We start from the raw sequence: 23010 nt of genomic DNA on the forward strand, positions 1-23010 counted from the left end.
AAGATTAAGGAGCGGTTCCATGGACTTCACCCTTCCGCCGGAGCTGGAAGACTATCGCCGCCGCGTCCGCGCCTTCGTCGAGCAGGAGATCCTTCCCGTCGAGGCCGACCGCGCCAATTGGGACGAGCACGAGAACATCGCCGAAGCCCCGCTGGAGGCGCTGCGCGCCAAGGTGAAAGCGGCCGGGCTGTGGACGCTGCAACTGCCGAAGGAGGCCGGCGGCCACGGGTTGCCGATGGTCGGCGTCGCCGCCTGCTACGAGGAGATGAACCGCTCCATCTTTGGGCCGGTCTGCTTCAACGCCGCCGCCCCCGACGACGGTAACATGCGGCTCCTTAGCATGGTCGGCACCCCGGCGCAGAAGGAGCGCTGGCTCGCCCCCATCGTCGAGGGGCGGGTGCGCAGCGCCTTCGCCATGACCGAACCGCATCCGGGCGGCGGCTCCGACCCGTCGATGATGAAGACCAGGGCGGAGCGCAAGGGCGACCGCTGGGTGGTGACGGGCCGCAAGTGGTTCATCACCGGGGCCGACGCCGCGCAGCACTTCATCCTGATGGCGCGCACGTCCGACGATCCGCGCAAGGGTCTGACCGCCTTCCTGTTCGACAAGGACCAGCCCGGCTGGCGCATCGAGCGCCGCATCCCGATCATGGGGCCGGAGGAGCATGGCGGCCATTGCGAGCTGATCTTCCACGGGCTGGAGATTGCGGACGAGAATGTGCTGATGAAGGTCGGCGACGGGCTGAAGGCGACGCAGATCCGCCTTGGCCCGGCACGGCTGACCCACTGCATGCGCTGGACCGGCCTCGCCAAGCGCTGTCTGGAGATCGCCGGCGCCTATGTGAAGGAACGCGAGAGCTTCGGGATTCCGCTGGCCGAGCATGAAGGCGTGCAGTGGATGCTGGGCGAGACGGCGATGCAGATCGAGATCGGCCGGCTGCTGACCATGAAGGCGGCGCACGCGCTGGACAGCGGCAGCTTCGCCCGCAAGGAAGTGTCGATGGCCAAGGTCCAGGTCGCCGACACGCTGTTCAAGGCGGCTGACACGGCGATCCAGCTCTGCGGCGCGCGCGGTTATTCCAAGGACACGGTGCTGGAGTGGATCTACCGCTACGCCCGGCAGGCCAAGCTGGTCGACGGCGCGTCGGAGGTCCACAAGATGGTGTTGAGCCGCAGCTACCTCGCCGAGGGCGACGATTTCTGGGGCTGGCGGTGAGCGGCGCTCCGAAGCCCACTCCCGGATTGGATCCCGCCCGGAAAGCGGCGCTGGAGTCCTGGCTGGCCGGGCAGGCGGAAGCGCGGGCGGTCGCCGTCATCGACGAGGGGCGGCTCAGCGGCGGCGCCATCTCGCTCAACCTCGCGGTCACGCTGGAGATCGACGGCGGCCCGCTGGCGGGGAACCACCCTTGCGTGCTGCGCACCGGTTCGGCGTCGGGCGTGTCGGCCAGCCTGGGCAAGGCGGAGGAGGCCGCGGTCCTGCGCGCCGTCTTCGCCGTCGGCGCCACCGTGCCGGAGCCGCTGTTCGTCGGCGCCGATCCGGCGATGCTGGGCGCGCCCTTCTACATCATGCGGCGGGCGGCGGGCATCGCCGCCGGTTTCCGCATGGTCAAGAGCGAGGAGCCGCGGCGCGATCTGGCCCGTGAACTCGGCCGGCAGCTCGGCCTGATCCACCGGGTGCGGCCGGGTGCGGAAGGGCTGGAGTTCCTGGCGTTGCCCGAACCGACGGCGGCCCTGCAGGCGGCGGCCGATTTCCGCCGCTGGGCCGGGCGCTATGCCGCCAGCGATCCGGTGCTGGCCTATGGGCTGCGCTGGCTGGAACGGAACGCGCCGCCGGCCGGCGACCTCGTGCTGTGCCATCGCGACTACCGCACCGGCAACTACATGGTCGATGGGGACAGGCTCACCGCGATCATCGATTGGGAATTCGCGGGCTGGTCCGACCCGATGGAGGATCTGGGCTGGTTCTGCGCCGCCTGCTGGCGCTTCGGCCGCAACGACCGTGAGGCCGGCGGCATCGCCGACCGCACCGACCTTTATGCCGGCTATGAGGAGACCGCCGGGCGGCGGGTGGATGCGGACGCCGTCGCCTATTGGGAGGCCGCGGCCTGCATGCGCTGGGCGGTCATCGCCATCCAGCAGGCGCAGCGCCACATTTCCGGCACCGAACCGTCGCTGGAACTGGCGTTGACCGGCCGGATGCTGCCGGAGATCGAAATGGATCTGCTGCGCCACCTCGACCGCGTCGGCGGCTTCCCCATGTTCGGAGGTGGAGCATGATCAACGACGATCCCGGCGCCCGCGATCTGGTCGCCATCGCGCTCCGCAGCTTCCGCGAGGCGATCCTGCTGGTGGTTCCGGCCGAGCAGCGCTTCACCGCGCTGATGATCGCCAATGCGCTGGGGGTGGCGGAGCGGGAGCTGGCGGCCGGCACCGCGGCCGAACCGGCCCTGGCTGCCGCCGTTGGCGGCCTGCTGGGCGAGGACGGCGACCTTCCGGATTTGCTGCCGAAGCTCTGCGCCGCCATCGACGCCGGACGCTTCGACACGCCTGACCAACAGGCGGCCTTGCGGGCGGTGCTGAAGGACATCACGCGGGCGAGGCTGGCGCTGAGCAATCCCAAACGTCTGGCCGCCGAAGGACAGGACGCCGAGCGATGAGCCTGTTTCCGCCGCTGCCCGGCACGGTCGCGCGCCGCCGCATCTACCTGCTGCGTCACGGCCATGTCGCCTATTACGACGCCGAGGGCAAACCGCTGAACCCGAAGCTGGCCGCCTTGACCGACCGCGGGCGGGCGGAGGCGCAGGCGGCCGGCGCCCTGCTGGCCGGCGTGCCGCTGGACCGCGTGCTGTGTTCCGGCCTTGCCCGCACGCGGCAGACGGCCGAACCGGTCGCCGCGCCGCACCGTCTGCCGGTGGAGGACCACCCCGATTTCCTGGAAATCCGCGCCGGCCGGTTGTCGGAGGTGCCGAAGGAGCAGCGGGAGGCGGCTTACGTCTATGGCTTCGAGGCGGCGACGGAGGACGGGCGCTTCGCCGGCGGCGACGGCTTCGCCGCCGTGCGCGACCGCGTGGTGTCGGCCGTCGAGGCGCTGGTGCGGCAGCCGGGCTGGACCCATCTGGCGCTGATCGCCCATGACGGCGTCAACCGCATGCTGCTGTCCTGGGCCTGCGGCGCCGGCCTGTCGGCGCTGTCGGCGTTCGAGCAGGATTACGGCTGCGTCAACATCATCGACGTGGATGTGACGGCCGGCCGGGTGGTCCGCCGCCTGATCCGCGCGGTGAATGTGACGCCGGGCAACCCGGCGAAGATCGGCCTGCACCGCAGCAGCCTGGAGGAGGCGTTCGGGCCGCTGCTGGCGCTGGATTGAGGGACTAACTTCCGGCACCGTCGATGCGGCGGCGCCAGGCCGGTTCCGACAGGCGCTCTATCAGGAAATCGGCAAGCACGCCGACCTTGGCCGGCCGCGTGCGGGCCGACGGCGTGATGAAGTAGAGGCCGCCCTTCGGCAGCGACCAGTCGGTCAGGATGGCGGTCAGCCGTCCCGTTGCCAGATGCTCGGCCGCCATGAATTCCGGCAGTTCGGCGATGGCCAGCCCCTCCAGCAGCATCGGCACCAGCGCGTCGGCGTTGGTGACGCGCAGCGGGCCGGAGGGCGTGACGCTTTCCTCCTCGCCGGCGCCGTTGGTGAAGTGCCAGATGTCCTGCCGCCGGCGATAGGCGTAGCCCAGGCAATGATGGCCGTTCAGCTCGCGCGGATGGCGCGGCTCGCCATGGCGGGCGAGATAGCTGGGGGCCGCGAGCACCACCGGCGACACCCCGCACAGCCGCCGCGCCACCAGCGAACTGTCCGGCAGCACCGCGATGCGCAGAGCGGCGTCGAAGCCGTCCCCCACCAGATCGACGGTGGCATCGCTCAGGTGGAGGTCGATGGAGATCTCCGGATAGAGACGGAAGAACTCCGGCAGCAGCGGCGTCACCCAGCGCAGCCCGAACGACATCGGCACGGCGAACCGGATCAGGCCGCGCGGGCGGCTGGACATCTCGCGCACCGCGTTTTCCGCCGCTTCCGCCTCGTCATAGAGACGGGTCGCGCGTTCGGCCAGGGAATGGCCGAAATCGGTCAAGGCCAGCCGGCGCGAGGTGCGGTTGAACAGCCGCGCGCCCAGCCGTTCCTCCAGCCGGCTGACCGCACGCGACACGGTGGCGACCGACACCCCCATGGCACGGGCCGCAGCGGCGAAGGAGCGTTCCTCCGCCACCTTGGCGAACATCGCCAGCCCTTCGAAATCCGGCAGCTTCGACATCGTCAATCCTGCGCAATTCTGCAACGATGGTTTTCAACCGTTTCTATTTCGGTGTGTATCCGCCGTCGATAGATTTGTCTCCAGAAGATGACCCATTCCCAAGGAGATTTCAGATGTCACGCAAGCTTGACGGCAAGATCGCCCTCGTCACCGGCGCCAACAGCGGCATCGGCCTCGCCGCGGCCAAGCGGTTCGCCGCCGAAGGCGCCACCGTCTATCTCACCGGCCGCCGCAAGGGCGAACTGGATGCTGCGGTCGCGGCGATCGTTGCGGCCGGCGGCAAAGCGACCGGGGTGCAGGCGGATTCGTCCAACCTCGCCGATCTCGACCGGCTCTATGCGCAAATCAAGAGCGAGGCGGGCCGGCTCGACGTGCTCTACGCCAATGCCGGCGGCGGCAGCATGCTGCCGCTGGGCGAGATCACGGAGGACCAGTTCGACGACACCTTCAACCGCAATGTGAAGGGCGTGCTGTTCACCGTACAGAAGGCGCTGCCGCTGCTCGGTCGCGGTTCTTCGGTGATCCTCGCCGGCTCCACCGCCGGCAGCATGGGCACGGCGGCCTTCAGCGTCTACAGCGCCAGCAAGGCGGCTGTGCGCAACTTCGCCCGCAGCTGGATCCTCGACCTGAAGGACCGCGGCATCCGCGTCAACACGCTGAGCCCCGGCCCGGTCCGCACGCCGGGTCTGGTCGAACTGGCCGGTCCCGACGCGGCGCAGCAGCAGGGGCTGGTGGATTATCTGGCCGCCCAGGTGCCGCTGGGCCGTGTCGGCGACCCGGACGAGATCGCCAAGGCCGCCGTCTTCCTGGCGTCCGACGACAGCAGCTTCGTCAACGGTATCGAGCTGTTCGCCGACGGCGGCATGGCCCAGGTCTGACGGGCGGTTCCGGCCCACAGCCTTTGCATCCGATCATCGGTTGGCCCCCCTTGCGGCTGCGTTGAGAAACGCTGCCGCAAGGGGGGCCGTGTCGTGTCCGCAGGCCGCTCATATAGTTCTATATAGAACTTGTTGACCGCCGCACCCATATGCGACAGGATGGCTGTGGGAGGATATCGATGCCACAGCATGATTCTGCTTCAGCCCCACTGCCGGATCGGCGGCTGCCGGCCTATCTGCAGCTGCGCGACGCGTTGGCCACCCGGGTGGCGCGTGGCGAATGGGGGCCGGACACCGCGCTGCCGTCGGAAAACCAGCTGACCGCCGAAACCGGGCTGTCGGTCGGCACCGTGCGCAAAGCGATCCAGACGCTGGTCGACGAGGGGCTTCTCGAACGGCGCCAGGGTTCCGGAACCTATCTGCGCAAGCGCGCCTTCAACGCCTCGCTGTTCCGTTTCTTCGCGGTCCAGTCCGCCGATGGCGAGGCGACGATCCCGTCGAGCCGGATCATCGCCCGCACGGCCGCCATCGCTCCGGCCGCCGTCGCCAAAATTCTCGGCACCGCCGACTGCATCCGCCTCGACCGCCTGCGCGGCCAGTCTGACGCCCTGTTGCTGTCGGAGGAGATCTGGCTGCCGCGCGCCCGTTTCGACGGCATCGTGGAGTTGGACGAGTCCCAATTCGGGCCGCTGCTCTATCCGCTTTATCACGAGCGCTTCAACGTTTTCATCGCCAGCGCCGTCGATGACGTCAGCTTCGCGGCGGCCTCCGCCAAGGTCGCGGCGCGGCTGGGCCTTGCGGAGGGGGCGCCCACCGCGGTGATCGAACGCACCGCCTTCACCGTGGACGGCACCGCGGTCGAATGGCGCATCGCCCAAGGCCCCGCCGAGCGCTTCCGGTACCGCAGCCGCCTGAGCTGACCCGCAGCGCCGGAACCGGTTTCCGGCGCGCTCCCTCATTGCGGCCTTTCCCGGACCCTCCCCCTCGCGGCGGAGGCCGCCCCCCTATTGCCTGTATGGATCGACCGATGACCGCACACCCCCCGATCAGGGGCATCGACACGCATGCCCATATTTTCCGCCCGGACCTGCCGATGGCCGCCGGCCGGCGCTACAGCCCGGCCTATGCGGCGGAGTTGTCGGACTGGTTCGCGCTGCAGGACAAGGCGGGGTTCAGCCATGGCGTGCTGATCCAGCCCAGCTTCCTCGGCACCGACAACAGCCTGATCGAAGCCGCCCTGCGCGCCCATCCCCAACGGCTGCGCGCGGTCGCCGTCGTCGATCCCGGCGTGACTGCGGAGGAACTGGACAGGCTCGGCGCCCTCGGCTTCGTCGGTGCGCGGCTGAACCTCGTCGGGCGGGATCTGGAGGATTATGGGGCGGCAGCCTGGCAGTACTTCTTCCGCCGCCTGGCATCCCGGCGCTGGCAGGTCGAGATCCAGCGCCGCTTCGACGACCTCGCGGAGGTGGTGCCTGCCATCGCCGACTCCGGCGTCACTGTGGTGATCGACCATTTCGGCCTGCCGCAGGGCGGCATCGATCCGGCAATCCGCCGCCATGCCGATTTCCTCGATGTGCTGCGCCGGACGCCGGCCGTCTGGGTCAAGCTCTCCGCCCCCTACCGTGCCGGGCTGACGCCCGACCTCGCGGCGCGCAGCCTGGACCTGCTGCGCGCGGCCTGCGGCGGTTCGCACCGTTTCGTCTGGGGCAGCGACTGGCCCCACACCCAGCATGAGGCGGAGACCGGCTATGCCGCCGAGGTGAGCCGGCTGCATGCGCTGATCCCCGATCCGGCGGAGCGGGCGCAGATCCTGGTCCGGAATCCGGCAACGCTTTTCCAATTCGACTGAAATACAGAAACTGGGAGGAAACCGATGACCCTCGTCATCGTGCTGGCCATCGCCCTGGCCGTCGTTCTGGGCTATGTCACCAAGATCAACATCGGCCTGTTCGCCATCGCCTTCGCCTATATCCTCGGCTGCTTCGGTCTCGGGCTGAAACCCGGCGCCGTCATCGAGATGTGGCCGCTGAAGATCTTCTTCGTCATCTTCTCGGTCTGTCTGTTCTACAGCTTCGCTCTGGTCAACGGCACGCTGGAAAAGCTGGCCGAGCATATGCTGTACCGTTGCCGCAACGTGCCGTGGGTTCTGCCCTACGCCATCCTGGTGACGGCGACGCTGATCGCGGCGATGGGCGCCGGCTATTACACCGTGCTCGCCTTCATGGCGCCGATCACGCTGCTGATGTGCCGGCGGACCGGGCTGGACATGGTGCTGGGGGCGATGGGCGCCAATTACGGCGCGCTGGCCGGCGCCAATTTCATGTCGAGCCAGAGCGGTATCATCTTCCGCGGCCTGATGACGGCGAACGGCACCAGCGACGCCGACGCCTTCCTCTACAGCGGGGTCATCTTCGCGGCGACGCTGATCATCCCGTTCCTGGTCATCACCGCGATGCTGTTCCTGTTCGGCAACCACCGCAGCCTGAACGCCTCGCTCGCCGACACCGGCCGGCCGGAGCCGCTCGACGGCCGGCAGCGCATGACGCTGACCTTGACTCTGACGATGATGGCGCTGGTCCTGCTCGGCCCGGTGCTGCATCTGGCGATGCCCGGCAACGCCACGGTGGCCTATCTCAATTCGAAGATCGACATCGGGCTGATCGCCGGCGTCTTCTCCGTCATCGCCCTGCTGCTGAAGCTCGGCGACGAGCGCAAGGCCATCGCGTCGGTGCCGTGGTCGACGCTGATCATGATTTCCGGCATGGGGATGCTGATCTCCGTCGCGATCAAGGCCGGGACCATCGCAGCGCTGGCGGCCTGGCTTGGCAGCAGCATCCCGGCCCTGCTCCTGCCGGTGGTGTTCGGCATCGTCGCCGCCGTGATGTCGCTGTTCTCCAGCACGCTGGGCGTGGTGACGCCGACGCTGTTCCCGCTGGTGCCGACGCTGGCGACCAGCCTGTCGGTCAGCCCGGTTCTGCTGTTCACGGCGATCGTCGTCGGTTCGCAGGCGACCTCGATCTCGCCCTTCTCGTCGGGCGGTAGCCTGATCCTCGGCTCGGCGCTGGAGGAAAAGGCGCGCAACACGCTGTTCACCCGGCTGCTGTTCCGCGCCGCCCCTTTCGGCGTCGTCGCGGCGGTGCTGGCGAACATCGTGCTGACCTTCCTGCTGTGACCGGCAGCTCCGCCGCTCAGAAGTCGGCTTGCTCCGCTTCCAGATAGGCGAGGCTGATGTATTTGCCGATGTTGCTGTCCCAGCCCTTGGTCTCGGCCGCGCGGGAGGCGACGCGCGGATCGGCCAGCACGGCGGCCTTGGCCTGCTCGACCGACTGGCCGGCCTTCACCGCGGCGACGCAGGATTCGAAGATGCCTTCGAACAGGCTGCGCTGCCACTCCGGCACGCCGGGGCCGGGCACGCCGTGGGCCGGCAGCCAGATGCGGGTGTCGCTGTCGGCCCGCAGCCTGTCCATCGTCTCGAAGGTGCCGAGATAAGAGCCGTCGTCCATGTTGGCGATGCGGCGGTCCATCATCACGTCGCCGACGCACATGACGCCGTCCTCCACCACCGCGACCGACAGGTCGGACGGCGTGTGGGCGGTGCCGTAATGGTGCAGGCGCAGCCGGACGTCGCCCAGCGACAGCTCGTCGCCATGCTTGGCGTCGCGGTTGGGGGCGACGATCCGCGTCCCGGCCGACGCCTGCGCCGTCCATTTGACCATGGAGCTTTGCCAGAAGCTGCCCTGCACGCCCAGGATCGCCTCCCGCGTCTGGGGCAGGGCGTAGCGGGGCAGATCCTCGCCGAACGCCTCGGCGAAGGCGTGGTTACCCAGCCAATGGTCGCCGTGGTAATGCGTGTTGACGATGCCGACGACCGGCTTGGGCGTCAGCGTCCGCAGCATCCGGATCGCCATCTCGCCGATCTGCAGCGAGGCGCCGCTGTCGACGACGATGACACCGTCGCGGCCGATGACGAAGGTGATGTTCGCCATCATCCCCTGGTTCTGAGGCGTCGGGAAGCCGTCGGGCGCCTGGATGATCCAGACATGCGGGCTGACCTGGACCGGCGGCATGTCGGGCACCGGCGGTCCCTTGACGAAGGACTCCACTCCGGCGGCGAAGGCGCGGACAGCCTCCAGGCCCGGCACGGCGGCCAGGAGTGCCGCACCGGCTGTCAGCAGGCGGCGGCGGGGCAGGCGTGGCATGCGGGATCTCCTGTGAAGGTCACTGTGCCGCGACCGGCGGAATTGCGGCGATGGCGGCGGCGCGCACCCGCGCCGGCCGGTCGATGGCGAGATCGGTCAGCACGGCGCCGATCCACATCGACCACAGCACCAGCCACGCCGTCGCCGTGAAGATGGACGCGCCGGACACGCCGGCCCCGACCGCGCAGCCGCCGGCCAGCACGCTGCCGAGGCCCATCATGCAGCCGCCGATGATGTAGCGCCGCATGGTGGAGCCGTCGTTGAACCCTTCCAGTTTCAGGTCGCGCCCGGCCAGCCCGGCGACGAAGGCGCCCAGCGCCACGCCGGGGATCAGCCCGGTGTCGAAGCTCCAGCGGGTGCCCGGCGGCGACAGCACCAGCATGAGGAAATCGGCCGAGGGCGCGGTGAAGCTGAGGGAATGGACGGTCACCGGATCGAAGGCGGAGGATGCGGCGCGCCAGGTGAACCACCAGGCGGCGGCCACCGTCGCCCCGACCCCGGCCGCGCCCACCCAGGACCAGCCCGACAGGGCGTTGCGCCGCGCGATCACCACGCCCGCCGCGAACCAGCCCATGCCGAACAGCAGCGCCCCGCCATGGCCGATGCCGGCCAGCGCCAGCAGGTCGCGCTGCTGCCCACTGATGACCCACCAGCCGTTGACCGTCTCGCGCAGCGGCGACAGGACGCCGCGCATCGCCGCCTGGGCGACCACCGCGAACACCAGCCCGGACAGCAGTGCGCGCAGGTTGCCGGTGGCCGACAGCACCAGCATGCGGCTGGCGCAGGCCCGCGTCAGCGTCATGCCGCAGCCGAACATCAGCCCGCCGATCACCGCCCCCGACAGGCTGCCGGGATTGTTGAGCTGGCGGACGCTGCCGGTGTCGAACAGCCCCAGCAGGATCAGCCCCTGCGTCGCCATCAGCGCGGTGGAGAAGGCGAGCAGCCAGACCGCCAGCCGTCCGCCCAACCGGCCATGCGCCACCTCCAGCGTCGAGGCGCGCAGGCAGAAGCGGGACCGCTGCGCCACCACGCCGAACAGCGTGCCGATCAGCAGCCCGCCCAGCGCCATGAAGCTGTCCTCGCCCAGGCTTTCCATCAGGGAATCGACGGTGAAACCCATGGCCATTGCTTTCTCAGGCGCCCTTTCAGGGCTTGATGTAGGCGTAATGGTCGCGCGCCTGCAGTTCGGTGATGCGGACGACGCCGGACGGGGTGAACTCCGCCTCCATCACGAACTGGTCCTTGGTCAGGTTGCGGCGCTTCATGGTGATCTCGCACACCTCGAACCGGACGCCGCGGCCCTTCAGGTCGGAGATCAGCGGGCCGTAGTCGATGTTGTTCTTGGTGTCCTTGGCGCCTTCCATCAGCAGATCGACGCCTTCGGCATGGGTGACCACGCGGATCTCGGTCTTCGGCGCCACGTCCAGATGGTTGCGGATGTTGCGCAGCGCCTTGGTGCCCTGCTCCGCGGCATTGTCGATGTGGTAGACGACCTTGTCCTGGGCCAGCGCCGGGGCGGCGGCGGCCAGGGCGAACAGCATCAGCAGGGGGGCCAGGAAACGACGAACGCTCATGGTCTGAGCCTTTCCGGATTGGAGCTTGCCCCAGTTGGCGGGCGGAATTTCGGGTCAGGCGTCGAGGCCGGGGTTGCCGTCCACGCCCTTCAGGGTCGGCAGGTTCAGCTGCGGCGGCGCCACAATCTTGCGGGCGCGCAGGTTGCGGGCGACGAGGTCCCAGATCGGCTCGCCGCCGGCCGCCTTCGCCTCCTCCGCCACGGGTGCCCAGCCGGCGACCTTGTAGGTCTTCGACGCCTCAACCGGCTTGCCGTTCAGCGTCATGTCCTGGATGCGCCGGCCGGCCGGGGCGGCGGGATCGCAGGCATAGGAAAGTCCGCCGACGCGCACCATGTCGCCGCCCTGCTGGTAATAGGGGTCGGGGTTGAACAGGTTGTCGCAGACATCCTCCAGCACCGTCTTGATCTGCTCGCCGCTCATCTGCGAAAGCGTGACGTAGGGATAGGTGATGGCGGTCTGGTCCAGCAGGTTTTCCATGGTGATGGGCTGGCCGGGCAGCAGCGTGGTGCCCCAGCGGAAGCCGGGGGAGAAGGCGATCTCGGCATCCTTTTCCGCCATCAGCGCGTCGAGGATCAGCTGGTCGAAGCTGCCGTTGAAGTTGCCGCGCCGGTACAGCGTGCCCTCCGTCACCGCCAGCGTTTCGCCCAGCTTGGCCTCGTAGGGCGCGCGGACGCGGGTGATCAACGCCTCCATCTCCGGGTCGGCGGGCAGGAGGTTGGCGAAGACCGGCATCAGCCGGTACCGGAAGTCGGCGACCCGTCCGCCGGTGACCTGGAGATCCAGGACGCCCAGGAACTTGCCGTTCGAGCCGGCGTTGGTGACCAGCGTCTTGCCGCCAGGGTTGGCGACGATGCTGGGTGCCGGCATGCCGTCATGGGTGTGGCCGCCGAGGATGGCGTCGATGCCGCGGACGCGCGACGCCATCTTCAGGTCGACGTCCATGCCGTTGTGCGACAGCACGACGACCACCGCGGCGCCGGCGGCGCGGGCGGCATCGACGGTCGCCTGCATCTCCTCCTCGCGGATGCCGAAGGTCCAATCGGCCACCATGTAGCGCGGGTTGGCGATCGGCGTGTAGGGGAAGGCCTGCCCGATCACCGCGACCTTGACGCCGTTGACGTCGCGCAGGCTGTAGGGCTTGAACACGTCGTCGCCGAAATCGGCGGTCTTGATGTTCTGGGCGACGATTTCGATGTGGCCGGCGAAGTCCTTCTCGGCGATCTCCTGCACGCGCTCCTGGCCGTAGGTGCATTCCCAATGCAGCGTCATGATGTCGACGCCCAGCAGCTTGGCGGCCTCCACCATGTCCTGGCCCTGGGTCCACAGCGCTGTGCCCGACCCCTGCCAGGTGTCGCCGCCGTCGAGCAGCAGGGCGCCCGGCCGGTTGGCCCGGACCCGCTTGACCAGCGTCGCCAGATGGGCGAAGCCGCCGACCTTGCCGTACAGCCCGGCCAGCCGTTCGAAGTCGAGGCAGGTGAAGGCGTGCGCCTCGCGGCTTCCGGCGGCGAGCTTGAAATGCTCCAGCAGCCGGCTGCCCACCAGATGCGGCGCCCGGCCTGACATCTCGCCGACGCCGAGATTGACGCTCGGCTCGCGGAAATGGATCGGCTTCAGCTGGGCGTGGCAGTCGGTGATGTGCAGAAGCGAGACGTTGCCGAAGGCCGGCGCATCGTAGACCGCGTCCGCAGCAGCCTCCGCGCGGGCCAAGCCGGCGCCGGGCAGCAGCAGGCCGGCGGCGTTGGCGGCGGCCAGGACGGTGAGAAACTCGCGGCGGTTCATTGTGCAGGCCCCGATTTGGCCGAATTGGACTGGGCGTTGACGGGAGAGTTCGGGTCGAACAGCAGCGCCATCAGATGCTTGATCTGCGTCTCCCCCAGGATGCCCATATGGCCGGCGCGCGGCATGTTGGAGCAGGCGTTGGCCGATTTGGCGTTGTAGATCTTGGCCCAGGCCGCCTTCATCGTCTCCTCGTCCCGGCCGCGCAGCGCGCCGTACTGCAGCAGGCTGGGACCGATGGTGCCATAGGAGATCTCGGTCGGGCTGATCTGGTGGCAGTTGTAGCAGTTGCCGCCGTTCGGCTCGCCCGGCTTGTCGGTCCAGGTGTTGCCCCGGCCGCTCTGGGCGATCTTCTCGCCCTCCTTCCAGTCGCCCAGCCATTTGCCGTCGGACGGCCATTTCACCGTCGCCAGGTTGGCGGCCTCGATCCGCAGCCGCTTCTCGGCGGCGGCGGGGCTGGCGGCGGCCTCCGGGTCGGAGCAGAAGGCCTGCGTCTCGTCCTGGGTCAGGCGGTCGATTTTGGCGATGCCCTTGTCCTTGAAGCTGGCGGCCAGCATGCGGGTGAAGGCGGCGTCGTCGGCCCCCGGTCCCCAGGAGGGAGCGACCTTGGTTTCGGAAAGGGCGGGACCGGCCAGCAGCAGGGCGGCAAGGAAGGCAGCGTGTTTCATGGCGTGTTTCATGACGGCCTCCCTCAGCGCTTGATTCCGGGTGTCTTCATGGTCTCCCCGCTGGCGTTGGCGGCCATGTACATCGACAGCGCGATGGTCGCGTCGGAGGTGTAGACCGGTTCGGGGAAACGCTGCTGGCGGAAGCAGTCGTTCAGCCGCCACTGCATCGACCACATCTGGCCGGAACTGACGCGGTAGGCCGGCCAGCTGCCCCAGCCGGCCGCGGCACCCTTCTGCCCCGGAATGTAGGGGAGATCCTGCAGCCGGATGCGCGTGCCCTCCTGGCCGTGGCAGGTGGCGCAGGCGAAGTCGTAGGGGCCGCCCTGATAGTAGAACATCCGCTTGCCCAGGTCGTACATCGCCTGTTCCTTGGGATGCTTGGGCTTCACGGTGATGGGATCGTCCTTGGACTGGCCGGAGACGTAGGCGGCGAGCGCGATCATCTCCTCCTTCGGCGGGGCGGTGAAGGAGGCCTCGACATAGGGTTTCGGGTCCTTGCCCTGCAGCGTTTCCATGCAGGTCAGCAGGCGCGATTCCAGGTCCTGGACGCGGTCGGTGTCGGCGAAGTAGCGCGGAAGCTGGGCATAGGCGCCCTTGACCACACCGGGGCCGAGGCCGAGGTCGCATTTCTCCAGCGAGTCCTTCTTCGGGCCGGCCGGCGTCTTCCACAGCTCCTCGCCGCTCAGCTCGAACAGTTCGGCGGGGTTGCCGTCCTGCAGGGCCTCGCGGTAGGCCTCGATGCCCTCCTGCGCCGCATCCTTCTGCTGGGCGTAGGCCGCCGTGGCGACCGCCGCCGACACCGCAAGGAACGCCGCAATCCCAACGCTTACGCGATCCATGTCTCCCCCCTCCCGTCCTTGTTCTTGTCGGCCTTGGTCCCGTCGGCGCGTCAGGTGACGGTGGCCTCGTCGGTGCGGGTGTCGCCCTTGCTGTCGACCCAGGTGACGGAGACCTTGTCGCCGGCCTTGCCGCCCTTGACCTTGAAGGCGAGGTAGGGGTTCTTGGAAATCGACGGTCCCCATTGCGCCTGCATCACCGTCTTGCCGTCGAGCTTGGCGGTGACCTCGTTGATGAACCAGGCGGGGATGACCGTGCCGCTGGCGTCCTTGCGCTGGCCGGTCTCCATCTCGTGGCTCATCAGCACCTTGATCTCGGTGACGCCGTCCTTGGCGGAGGCGCGGATCTTCATCGGATTGCCCATGATCTTCTCTCCCATCCTGTCCGTTCAGCCGCCGCAGCCGCCGAGCGTCACCTTGATTTCCTTGGCGGTCGCATAGAATTTGCCGTCCGCCTTGACCAGCACCATGACGTTGGAGGTCTGGCCCATCTTGATGCGGGCAGTGACCTCGGGGATGGTGTCCGGCCCGATGTCGAAGGCGGCGGCCAGCATGTTGGGGTTCTTTTCCACCAGGATGGCGATCCGCTCGGTCTTGGGCAGCTTGCTGACCGCCTGAACCGGAACCACCGCGCCGTTCTCCGCGATGTCGGAGGCGATGATCTGCACGTCGCCGCTGTCGGCCGGTGCGCCGGCGCCGAACGCCTTCAGCGCGTCGTCCATCGTCTTGGCGTCGAAGGCGGTCTTGTCCCAGTTGGCGAGCGCCACGCGTGGCACCACGAATCCGGCCGCCGCCAGCGCCCCCAGAAAGGTCAGTACCTGACGCCGTTCCATCGCTGCCTGTGTCATGAGAGATGCTCCTCCTCGGTCTCGTTACTTCTGCGGCGCGCCGGACAGGATCCAGGCGACCAGGGTCTTGGCGTCGTCGATGCTGAGGTCGTCCTGCGGCGGCATCGGCACGGCGCCCCAGGAGCCTTCGCCGCCGGCCTTGACCTTGGAAACCAGGGCCTCGGCGTTGTTCTTGCCGCGGTAGCGCGCGGCGATCTCGCTGTAGCTCGGGCCGACGATGCGGGTATCGACGGCATGGCAGGACAGGCAGCCGGACTTCTCCGCCAGCGCCAGGGCGGGGGAGGGAGCCTCAGCCGCCGCCGTATCCGGGCCGGTGCGCTGGCCGCGGACCGGCCCGATGACGCGGTTCTGTTCGGCGATGTTGCCGTGGGCGCCGCGGGCATGCTCGGGCAGCTGCGAGGCCAGCTCGGCCTTCGGCTTGCAATTGGTCATGCAGACGGCATTGGCGGTGTCGGGCTTGGCCGCCATGCCGGGGAAGTCCAGGCCGGGCCAGAGGGCGTGGGCGGTGGTCATGCCGTTGCGGTTCGGCATCCGCTGCTGCACGTCGCGGATCGTCGCGTCGGTCAGGGTGAAGTCGTCCGGGACGATCTCCGCGAGGTTCAGCAGATAGGCCAGCACGGCATAGACGTCGTCGTCGCTCAGCGACTTCGGCGCGTTCCACGGCATGGCGCGGCGGATGTAGTCGTAGAGGGTGGAGACGCTGGCGACCTTCATGAAGGTCGTCCGCGCCGGGAAGTCGGTGCGTTTCAGCGCCGCCACATGGCCGGTCTTGATGTCCTCGGCGGTGGTGCCGCCGACCAGCGGGTTGAAGACGCTGTTGCTCTCACCGAAGGTGCCGTGGCAGCTGGCGCATTTCTCCTCCCAGATCTCCATGCCGCGCGACACGGTGCCGGAGCCCTTGGGCAGGCCGCTGAAGTCGGGACCGACGTCGATGTCCCAGGCCTTCAGTTCCGCCGGGGAGGCCGGACGGCCGACGCTGGAGGGGCCGTCCGCCAGCACCGGTGCCGTCCAGGCGAGCATCGCACCGAAGGCTGACGCCAGGAGGGCCGCTTTACAGGATCTGGACATTGTTCACGTCCCCGCTTTCGGCAACCTGCCAGGTCTGGATCGCGTTGTTGTGGTAGATCGACCGCGTGCCGCGCACCGCGCGCAGCTGGCCGTAGGCGGGCTGGACGAAGCCGGTCTCGTCCATCGCGCGCGATTGCAGCAGCGCCGGCCGGCCGTCCCAATTCCAGGGCAGGGTGAAGCGGGTCAGGCATTTGGATAGGACCGGCGTCTGCAAGGTCGCTTGCGTCCAGTTGATGCCGCCGTCGACCGACACGTCCACCCGCTTGATGGCGCCGCGGCCCGACCAGGCGAGCCCGCTGATGGTGAAAAATCCCTTGTCCAGCAGCGTCTGGCCGCCCGACGGGCTGGTGATGACCGACTTGCATTCCTGGATGGAGGTATATTGCCGGTGCTGGCCGTCGGGCATCAGGTCGATGTAGTGGACCGCCTCGTCCTTGGCGGCATAGGGACGGTCGCCGACCTCGATCCGGCGCAGCCACTTCACCCAGGAGACGCCCTGCACCCCCGGAACCACGAGCCGCAGCGGATAGCCGTTCTCCGGCCGCAGCATCTCGCCGTTCTGGCCGTAGGCGACCATCACCTCGCCGGACAGCACCAGCTCGATCGGGATGGTGCGGGTCATCGACGAGCCGTCACCTCCCTCTGCGAGAATGAATTTGGCGGCCTTCAGGTCGGCGCCGCAATATTCCAGCAGCGTGCGCAGAGGCACCCCGGTGAATTCGCTGCAGGACAGCATGCCGTGGGTGTACTGCACGGTGGGGACCGCCACGTTGCCCCACTCCATGCCGGTGTTGGCGCCGCATTCGATGAAGTGCATGCGCGACACCGGCGGCAGCCGCATGATGTCGTCCATCGTGTAGACCCTGGGCGTCTTCACGAACTCCGGCCGCGAGCCGTTGATCATCAGCCGGTGCCGGGTCGGGTCGATGTCCTGCCAGCCCTGGTGGTGCCGCTCGAAATGCAGGCCGGAGGGCGTGATGATGCCGAACAGCCCCTGCAGCGGCGCGAAGGACACGCTGGCGGCTGCCACCTGGGTCAGGCCGGGGCTTTGCCGGCGCACCAGACCGCGCTCGTGCTTCGACGGCAGACCGTAGGGGTTGGCCGCCACCGGTTGGCCCAGGCTGCTGCCCCAGGGGGTGGGGTTCAGGATGTCGGGATCGCCGGCAGCGTCGGCTGTGGCGGCGGCGGCGTTACGGCCGCCCAGCGTCGCCGCGGCGGTGGCGCCGGCCGCCGCCAGAAAGCTGGCGCGCAGGAAATCGCGCCGTCCCTTGCCGACCTGCCCGATCTCGTCGGGAGTCAGGAAGTTCTCGGGCGCCCGCCGCAACCGGCCGGACAGTGCATCCGCGCCGGGGACGAGCGGATCGGTTCGGGGAGTCGCCTCTCCCGTTGGCCGCAACTTGCTCATTTCCGTCCCATTTCCTTCCGGTTCGCTGCCGGTATCTTTGTCACGCCGATGGTACGTGCAGCGAACAATCGCCGCCATCGGGTCGATTCCGGTGGCGACCAAGGGTAAACCCTTGCTTTGGGAGCGGGGGCGGGGCCGGAGCCTTGAATTGCTTGATTGTTGCCTGATTAAACCCGGTCGCCGGGGGTCAGTGCCAGCCGTGCGAGTTCGGCGACGGAGCGGGCGCCCATCTTCTCCATCACCATCTGGCGATGGCCCTCGACCGTCTTGACCGAGATCGACAGCGCCGCCGCGATCTCCTTGTTCTGCCGGCCGTCGAGCACCAGGGCCAGCACCTCGCGCTCGCGGCGGCTCAGCTGGGCCATCCGCGCCTCGACCGCCTCGCGCCCGGCGCTGCGCACCAGCACCTCGCGGCATTTGCGGATGGCGGCGTTGACGGCGTCGAGCAGCGCCTGATCCTTCCAGGGCTTTTCGATGAAGTCCTCGGCCCCGCCCTTCAGCGCCGCGACGGCCAGTGGCACGTCGCCATGGCCGGTGACCATGATGACGGGACGCTTGCAGCCGCGCTCCTTCAGGTGGCGCAGCAGTTCGATCCCGCTCATGCCGGGCATGCGGACGTCCAGCAGCACGCAGCCCGGCCGCAGCGGCGGGCGTAGGTGCGGCGAGGCCAGGAAGGCTTCGGCCGACGCGAAGCTCTCGCAGGCGATGCCGACGGAGGCCAGCAGATACTGCACCGAACTGCGCATCGCCTCGTCATCGTCCACCACCAGAACCAGGGGGGCGTCGGTCATGTGTTTGTCTCCTGGATGGACGATGGGACGGACAATGATGATACGGTTTCCCCGGCGGCCGGCGGCAGTGTGAAGCGGACGGCCAGCCCGCGCGGCACGCCGGGCACCGCCCAGATTCGGCCGCCATGCCGCTCGACGATGGTGCGGCAGATCGACAGGCCGAGTCCCAGACCGCCGGGCTTGGTGGTGAAGAAGGGCTCGAACATGCGCCGCCGCGACTCCTCCGGCGCGCCCGGCCCGGAATCGCGCACTTCGATCAGCACCATGCCGCCGGACAGCGCGGTCCGCAGCACGATCTCGCCGCCGCCATTATTGCCGGTCCGCGTCGCCTCGACCGCATTCTGCAGCAGGTTCAGCAGCACCTGCTGAAGCTCCACCTTGTCGGCCCTGACCTCGGGCAGCCCGTCGGCCGGTTCGGTCAGGATGGACAGCGCCGGGTCCGGCGGCGCGCCGAACAGCGACAGGGTTTCCTCCACCACGGCATTGACCGACAGGGCGGAGCGCTGGGCGTCGCGGCGGCTGACGAAACCGCGGGTGCGCTGGATGATCGCCGCGGCGCGTTCGGCCTGCTCGGCGACGGAGCGCGCCCCGGCCCGCAGCATCCCGAGGTCGGGCGTTGGTGCGTCGAGGATGCGGGTCATGCCGCCGGCGAAATTGCCGATGGCCGCCAAGGGCTGGTTCAGCTCATGGGCGATGTTGCTGGCCATCTCCCCGACGATGCCGAGGCGGGAGAGCTGGTCGCGCTCCTCGCGCAGGCGCAGCGCGGTGGCCTCCGCGCGCTCGCGCTCGGCGATCTCGCGTTCAAGCTCGGCGGTGCGGCGGCGGACCAGAACCTCGACACGGGCGGAATGGACCACCCACCACAGCACCGCCGCCGCGATGACCGCCAGCCATTGCCAGTTTTCCTTGAGAACCTCCTCCAGCGTCGGCGGGGTCTTGGGATAGGGGCCGATGTGCAGGGTGCGGAACAGCTCATGCACCGACGTGTAGTCGAGCGAGGCGGTCCAGGTCGGCCCCTCTGTCTCGGGCATGGTCAGCAGCGCCGCGGCGACGCGCCGGGCCAGATCGCGCGGCGTGTGCGCCAGCCGGGCGAAGGGCCAGTCGGGATAGAGCCGCGACGACACCCGGCAGGGCAGCTCGCCGGGCGGCTTCTCGCCGACCACCACGAACTCGTTGGGGGCGATGCGCCCTCGCGCCGTCATCTCCTCCAGCAGGCAGGCGCGCAGCACGCCGGCGTCGGCGCTGCCGGCGCGCACCGCCTCCACCACCCCTTCCATCGGAAAGCCCACCGCCGTCAGCTCCGCCAGATCGGTGAAGGGGCGGACGCCGGCCTCCTCCATCTCGCGCCACGCGATCTGGAAGCCGCCGAAGGCGTCGGTCGACACCACCGCCAGCCGCTTGCCCTTCAGGTCGGCCAGCTTGCCGATCCCGGCCCGGTCGGCGCGGCGGATGACGGTCGATCCGACGGCGGCGATGGGCGTGTCCGGTGTCCCCGACTCCAGCGTCGCGATGCGCGTCACCGCGAAGCGCGCCTCCAGCGTGACATAGCTGCCGGGATTGGTGATGACGAAATCGACCTGGCGGTCGGCGACGGCCAGCACCATGCCGGCGAGGTCGAGCGGCATCATGACGAAGCGGCGGCCGGGAATCGCGCGCTCCAGATAGGACAGCGTCGGCTCCCAATCGTGGGCCGCCCGCTCCGATCCGCGATAGGCGAGCACGCCGACGCGCACGGTGTCCAACTCCGGCTCCGCCCTTGCGGTGGCCGCGGAGATCAGCACGACACATGAAACTATCAGCAGCTTCCACATAATCGCCAGCATAGCCCGAAGAATCGCGGGCGGGCTATGGCATCCTGTCGGCGGCGCGACCATCCGTCCCACTTCCCCGCGCCTTTGAAGCGCCAATCTGTAAAGGCCGGGAGTAACGGATCATGGCTCATCTCGCAGAGACACGCACAGGCAGCCCGTCGCCGGCCGATGTCCCGTGGCATGCGCTGGACGCGTCCGCCGTCGCCGTGCAGCTCGACAGTCCGGCGGAGGGACTCGGCAGCGGCGAGGCGGCGGCGCGGCTGAGGCGCTTCGGCCCCAACCGCCTGACCCCGCCCAAGCGGCGGCCGGCATGGCTGCGATTCCTGGCGCAGTTCCACAATCTGCTGATCTATGTGCTGCTGGCGTCGGGCACGGTGGCGCTGCTGCTGCGCCACTGGACGGATGCCGGCGTGATCTTCGGCGTCGTGCTGGTCAACGCGCTGATCGGCTACATCCAGGAGGACAAGGCCGAGCAGGCGCTGGAGGCGATCCGCAACCTGCTGTCGCCCCAGGCGGTGGTGCTGCGCGACGGCCATGCCGTGACCCTGGCGGCCGACGCGCTGGTGCCGGGCGACCGCGTGTTCCTGGTTTCCGGCGACCGGGTGCCGGCCGATTTGCGGCTCGACCGCACCAAGGGCCTGCTGGTGCAGGAGGCGGCGCTGACCGGGGAGTCGGTTCCCACCGTCAAGTCCGCCGCCGCCGTCGCCGCCGATGCGGCGCTGGGCGACCGCAGCGGCATGGCCTATGCCGGAACCATGGTGGTCCAGGGCCAGGGCACCGGCACCGTGGTGGCGACCGGCGACGCGACGGAGGTCGGGCGCATCGGTCATCTGCTGGCCTCCGTGTCGTCGGTGGCGACGCCGCTGCTGGTGTCGATGGAGCGGTTCGGGCGCTGGCTGACCGGCGGCATCCTCCTGCTGGCGGCGGTCACCGTCGCCTATGGCCGGCTGGTCTGGGACGAGCCGTGGCAGGACATGATCCTGACCGCGGTCGGGCTGGCGGTGGCGGCGATTCCGGAAGGGCTGCCGGCGGTGATGACCATCACCATGGCAGTGGGCGTCACCCGCATGGCCCGCCGCAATGCCATCATCCGCCATCTGCCGGCGGTGGAAATGCTGGGCTCCGTCCGCACCATCTGCACCGACAAGACCGGCACCCTGACCCGCAACGAACTGCTGGTGACCGACGTCGTCACCGCCGACGCGACCTATCGGGTCGGCGGCAGCGGTTATGCCCCGGAGGGGGAGATCTGCCGCGACGGCCGGCTGGCCGACCCGTCCGGGGAGCCGTTGCTGCTCGATCTGGCGCGTGCGGCGCTGCTGTGCAATGACGCCGCCCTGCACCGCGATCCCGGCGGCGAGTGGCGGCTGGCCGGCGACCCGACCGACGGCGCGCTGCTGGCGCTGGCGATGAAGGCGGGGCTCGACCCGGTGGATGAGGCCCGGCGCACCCCGCGCCGCGACGCTCTGCCCTTCGAATCCGAACGCCAGTATATGGCGACCCTGCATCACGACCATGCCGGCCACGGCATCCTGGTGGTGAAGGGCGCACCGGAACGGGTGCTGGCGCTCTGCGAGCGGGAGAGGCATGGGGAGCAGACCGCACCGCTGGACCGGGGCCGCTGGACCGCCCTGACCGCCGAACTGGCCGGGCAGGGGCAGAGGGTGCTGGCGCTGGCGATGCGCCGCACCCCCATCGACCTGTCCGAACTGAATGCCGAGGATTTGCGGGAGGAGGGGCTGGAACTGCTCGGCCTCTGCGGCCTGATCGACCCGCCGCGGGAGGAGGCGCTGGTGGCGGTCGCTGCCTGCCGGCAGGCCGGGATCACGGTGAAGATGATCACCGGCGACCATGCCGCCACCGCCGCCGCCATCGGCCGGCGGTTCGGCCTCCCCGATGGCGTCATCAGCGGCCCGGAGTTGGACCGGCTGGACGAGGCCGGATTCGCCGCCGCGGCCCAGGACAACAGCGTCTTCGCCCGCACCACGCCGGAACACAAGCTGCGGCTGATCGCGGCGCTCCAGGCGGCGGGCGACACCGTCGCCATGACCGGCGACGGCGTCAACGACGCCCCGGCGCTGAAGCGGGCCGACATCGGCGTCGCCATGGGCCGCGACGGCACCGAGGCGGCGAAGGAGGTGGCGGCGATGGTGCTGGCCGACGACAATTTCGCTTCCATCGTCCATGCGGTGGAGGAGGGGAGGACCGTCTACGACAATCTGCGCAAGACGATCCTGTTCATGCTGCCGACCAATGGCGCCCAGGCGGTGGTGATCCTGCTGGCGGTGCTGTCGGGCAGCATCCTGCCGATCACGCCGGTGCAGATCCTGTGGGTCAACCTGGTCACCGCCGTGACGCTGGGTCTGGCGCTGGCCTTCGAGGCGCCGGAGCCCGGCGTCATGGCCCGCCCGCCGCGCCCGCGCGACGAGCCGATCCTGGTCGGCCGGCTGGTGTGGCGGATGACGGTGGTGCTGGTGCTGCTGGTGGCGGCCAGCTTCGGATTCTTCCATTACCACCGGATGCAGGGCGACGGGATCGAAATGGCGCGGACGATCGCCGTCAACACACTGGTGATTGGGGAGATCTTCTTCCTGCTGAGCGCCCGCGGGCTGCGCGGCGAAGCGGGGGGCCGGCTGGGGCTGCTGTCCGGTCTGGCCGGCAGCCGGCCGGTCTGGCTGTCCATCCTGCTGATGATCGTGCTGCAGCTGGCCTTCACCTATGCGCCCCCGCTGCAGGCCCTGTTCGGCACCGCCGCGGTCGGCGTCACCGCCTGGGTGGCGATGATCGCCGTCGGCGCCGGGCTGTTCGTGCTGATGGAGCTGGAGAAGCGGCTGCCGGGAGGTTGAGCCCGC

General features: G+C 69.2%; 22 protein-coding genes. 9 read left to right on the forward strand and 13 right to left on the reverse strand.

The genetic code is table 11. From position 1 onward, the window contains the following. Positions 1-19 precede the first annotated feature (19 nt). From B9N97_RS00220 to B9N97_RS00235, 4 genes are read left to right on the forward strand one after another with little or no spacing between them, the layout of a single operon-like run. The gene (locus tag B9N97_RS00220) at positions 20-1216 is read left to right on the forward strand and encodes an acyl-CoA dehydrogenase family protein (RefSeq protein WP_085082153.1); all 1197 of its coding nucleotides are present in this window, start codon (positions 20-22) and stop codon (positions 1214-1216) included. After that, positions 1213-2277 (forward strand): phosphotransferase family protein, encoded by a 1065-nt coding sequence (locus tag B9N97_RS00225; protein ID WP_085082155.1) that lies wholly within the window; start codon positions 1213-1215, stop codon positions 2275-2277. The genes B9N97_RS00220 and B9N97_RS00225 overlap by 4 nt, the downstream gene beginning before the upstream one ends. Next, a complete protein-coding gene (locus B9N97_RS00230) occupies positions 2274-2657 on the forward strand; it encodes a DUF6285 domain-containing protein (protein ID WP_085082157.1) in 384 nt (127 codons plus the stop codon). Before B9N97_RS00225 ends, B9N97_RS00230 begins: the two co-directional genes overlap by 4 nt. Next, the gene (locus tag B9N97_RS00235) at positions 2654-3367 is read left to right on the forward strand and encodes a histidine phosphatase family protein (RefSeq protein ID WP_085082159.1); all 714 of its coding nucleotides are present in this window, start codon (positions 2654-2656) and stop codon (positions 3365-3367) included. Before B9N97_RS00230 ends, B9N97_RS00235 begins: the two co-directional genes overlap by 4 nt. 4 nt (positions 3368-3371) lie before the next feature. Here B9N97_RS00235 and B9N97_RS00240 read toward each other — a convergent pair whose 3' ends face one another. Then, on the reverse strand, positions 3372-4304 hold the full coding sequence (locus B9N97_RS00240; RefSeq protein ID WP_085082161.1) for a LysR family transcriptional regulator: 933 nt from the start codon (positions 4302-4304) through the stop codon (positions 3372-3374). Between the two features lie 113 nt (positions 4305-4417). Here B9N97_RS00240 and B9N97_RS00245 point away from each other — a divergent pair, with 113 nt between their 5' ends. The 4 genes from B9N97_RS00245 (at position 4418) to B9N97_RS00260 (ending at position 8354) form a co-directional block, all read left to right on the forward strand. Then, on the forward strand, positions 4418-5182 hold the full coding sequence (locus tag B9N97_RS00245; protein WP_085082163.1) for an SDR family NAD(P)-dependent oxidoreductase: 765 nt from the start codon (positions 4418-4420) through the stop codon (positions 5180-5182). A 179-nt stretch (positions 5183-5361) separates the two neighbouring features. Further along, complete coding sequence (locus B9N97_RS00250; RefSeq protein WP_085082165.1) at positions 5362-6102, forward strand: GntR family transcriptional regulator; 741 nt, start codon at positions 5362-5364, stop codon at positions 6100-6102. 107 nt (positions 6103-6209) lie between these two features. Further along, positions 6210-7031, forward strand: a complete 822-nt coding sequence (locus tag B9N97_RS00255) for an amidohydrolase family protein (protein WP_085082167.1) — start codon at positions 6210-6212, stop codon at positions 7029-7031. A 24-nt stretch (positions 7032-7055) separates the two neighbouring features. Then, positions 7056-8354, forward strand: a complete 1299-nt coding sequence (locus B9N97_RS00260) for an SLC13 family permease (protein WP_085082169.1) — start codon at positions 7056-7058, stop codon at positions 8352-8354. A gap of 16 nt (positions 8355-8370) precedes the next feature. Here the strand turns inward: B9N97_RS00260 and B9N97_RS00265 are convergent, their stop codons facing one another. The 12 genes from B9N97_RS00265 to B9N97_RS00320 form a co-directional block, all read right to left on the reverse strand. Continuing rightward, entirely contained in the window at positions 8371-9381 is a 1011-nt protein-coding gene (locus B9N97_RS00265; protein ID WP_085082171.1) for an MBL fold metallo-hydrolase, read from the reverse strand. A 19-nt stretch (positions 9382-9400) separates the two neighbouring features. Further along, the gene (locus tag B9N97_RS00270; protein ID WP_085083215.1) at positions 9401-10501 is read right to left on the reverse strand and encodes a YeeE/YedE family protein; all 1101 of its coding nucleotides are present in this window, start codon (positions 10499-10501) and stop codon (positions 9401-9403) included. A gap of 25 nt (positions 10502-10526) precedes the next feature. Next, a complete protein-coding gene (locus B9N97_RS00275) occupies positions 10527-10955 on the reverse strand; it encodes a DsrE family protein (RefSeq protein ID WP_085082173.1) in 429 nt (142 codons plus the stop codon). A 54-nt stretch (positions 10956-11009) separates the two neighbouring features. After that, positions 11010-12734, reverse strand: coding sequence for a thiosulfohydrolase SoxB (gene soxB, locus B9N97_RS00280; protein ID WP_085082175.1), 1725 nt, complete (start codon positions 12732-12734; stop codon positions 11010-11012). Next, entirely contained in the window at positions 12731-13411 is a 681-nt protein-coding gene (gene soxX / locus B9N97_RS00285) for a sulfur oxidation c-type cytochrome SoxX (protein WP_085082177.1), read from the reverse strand. The genes soxB and soxX overlap by 4 nt, the downstream gene beginning before the upstream one ends. Positions 13412-13422: 11 nt before the next feature. Beyond that, positions 13423-14238 (reverse strand): sulfur oxidation c-type cytochrome SoxA, encoded by an 816-nt coding sequence (gene soxA, locus B9N97_RS00290; protein WP_085082179.1) that lies wholly within the window; start codon positions 14236-14238, stop codon positions 13423-13425. A gap of 50 nt (positions 14239-14288) precedes the next feature. Further along, the gene (gene soxZ / locus B9N97_RS00295; RefSeq protein WP_085083217.1) at positions 14289-14600 is read right to left on the reverse strand and encodes a thiosulfate oxidation carrier complex protein SoxZ; all 312 of its coding nucleotides are present in this window, start codon (positions 14598-14600) and stop codon (positions 14289-14291) included. 24 nt (positions 14601-14624) lie between these two features. Next, a complete protein-coding gene (gene soxY / locus B9N97_RS00300; protein WP_085082181.1) occupies positions 14625-15083 on the reverse strand; it encodes a thiosulfate oxidation carrier protein SoxY in 459 nt (152 codons plus the stop codon). Between the two features lie 24 nt (positions 15084-15107). Next, positions 15108-16151 carry a c-type cytochrome gene (locus tag B9N97_RS00305; protein ID WP_085082183.1) on the reverse strand — a complete coding sequence of 348 codons (1044 nt, stop codon included), beginning with the start codon at positions 16149-16151 and terminating at the stop codon, positions 15108-15110. Further along, a complete protein-coding gene (gene soxC, locus B9N97_RS00310) occupies positions 16135-17556 on the reverse strand; it encodes a sulfite dehydrogenase (protein WP_085082185.1) in 1422 nt (473 codons plus the stop codon). Before soxC ends, B9N97_RS00305 begins: the two co-directional genes overlap by 17 nt. 167 nt (positions 17557-17723) lie before the next feature. Continuing rightward, positions 17724-18347, reverse strand: coding sequence for a response regulator transcription factor (locus B9N97_RS00315; protein ID WP_085082187.1), 624 nt, complete (start codon positions 18345-18347; stop codon positions 17724-17726). Next, complete coding sequence (locus tag B9N97_RS00320) at positions 18344-20128, reverse strand: sensor histidine kinase (protein ID WP_244560474.1); 1785 nt, start codon at positions 20126-20128, stop codon at positions 18344-18346. The genes B9N97_RS00315 and B9N97_RS00320 overlap by 4 nt, the downstream gene beginning before the upstream one ends. Positions 20129-20280: 152 nt before the next feature. Between B9N97_RS00320 and B9N97_RS00325 the strand changes: the two genes are divergently transcribed. Continuing rightward, entirely contained in the window at positions 20281-23004 is a 2724-nt protein-coding gene (locus tag B9N97_RS00325; RefSeq protein WP_085082189.1) for an HAD-IC family P-type ATPase, read from the forward strand. The last annotated feature ends 6 nt before the right edge of the window (positions 23005-23010 follow it).

It is taken from the genome of Azospirillum oryzae, from assembly GCF_900177515.1.
Lineage (GTDB): Bacteria > Pseudomonadota > Alphaproteobacteria > Azospirillales > Azospirillaceae > Azospirillum > Azospirillum oryzae_A.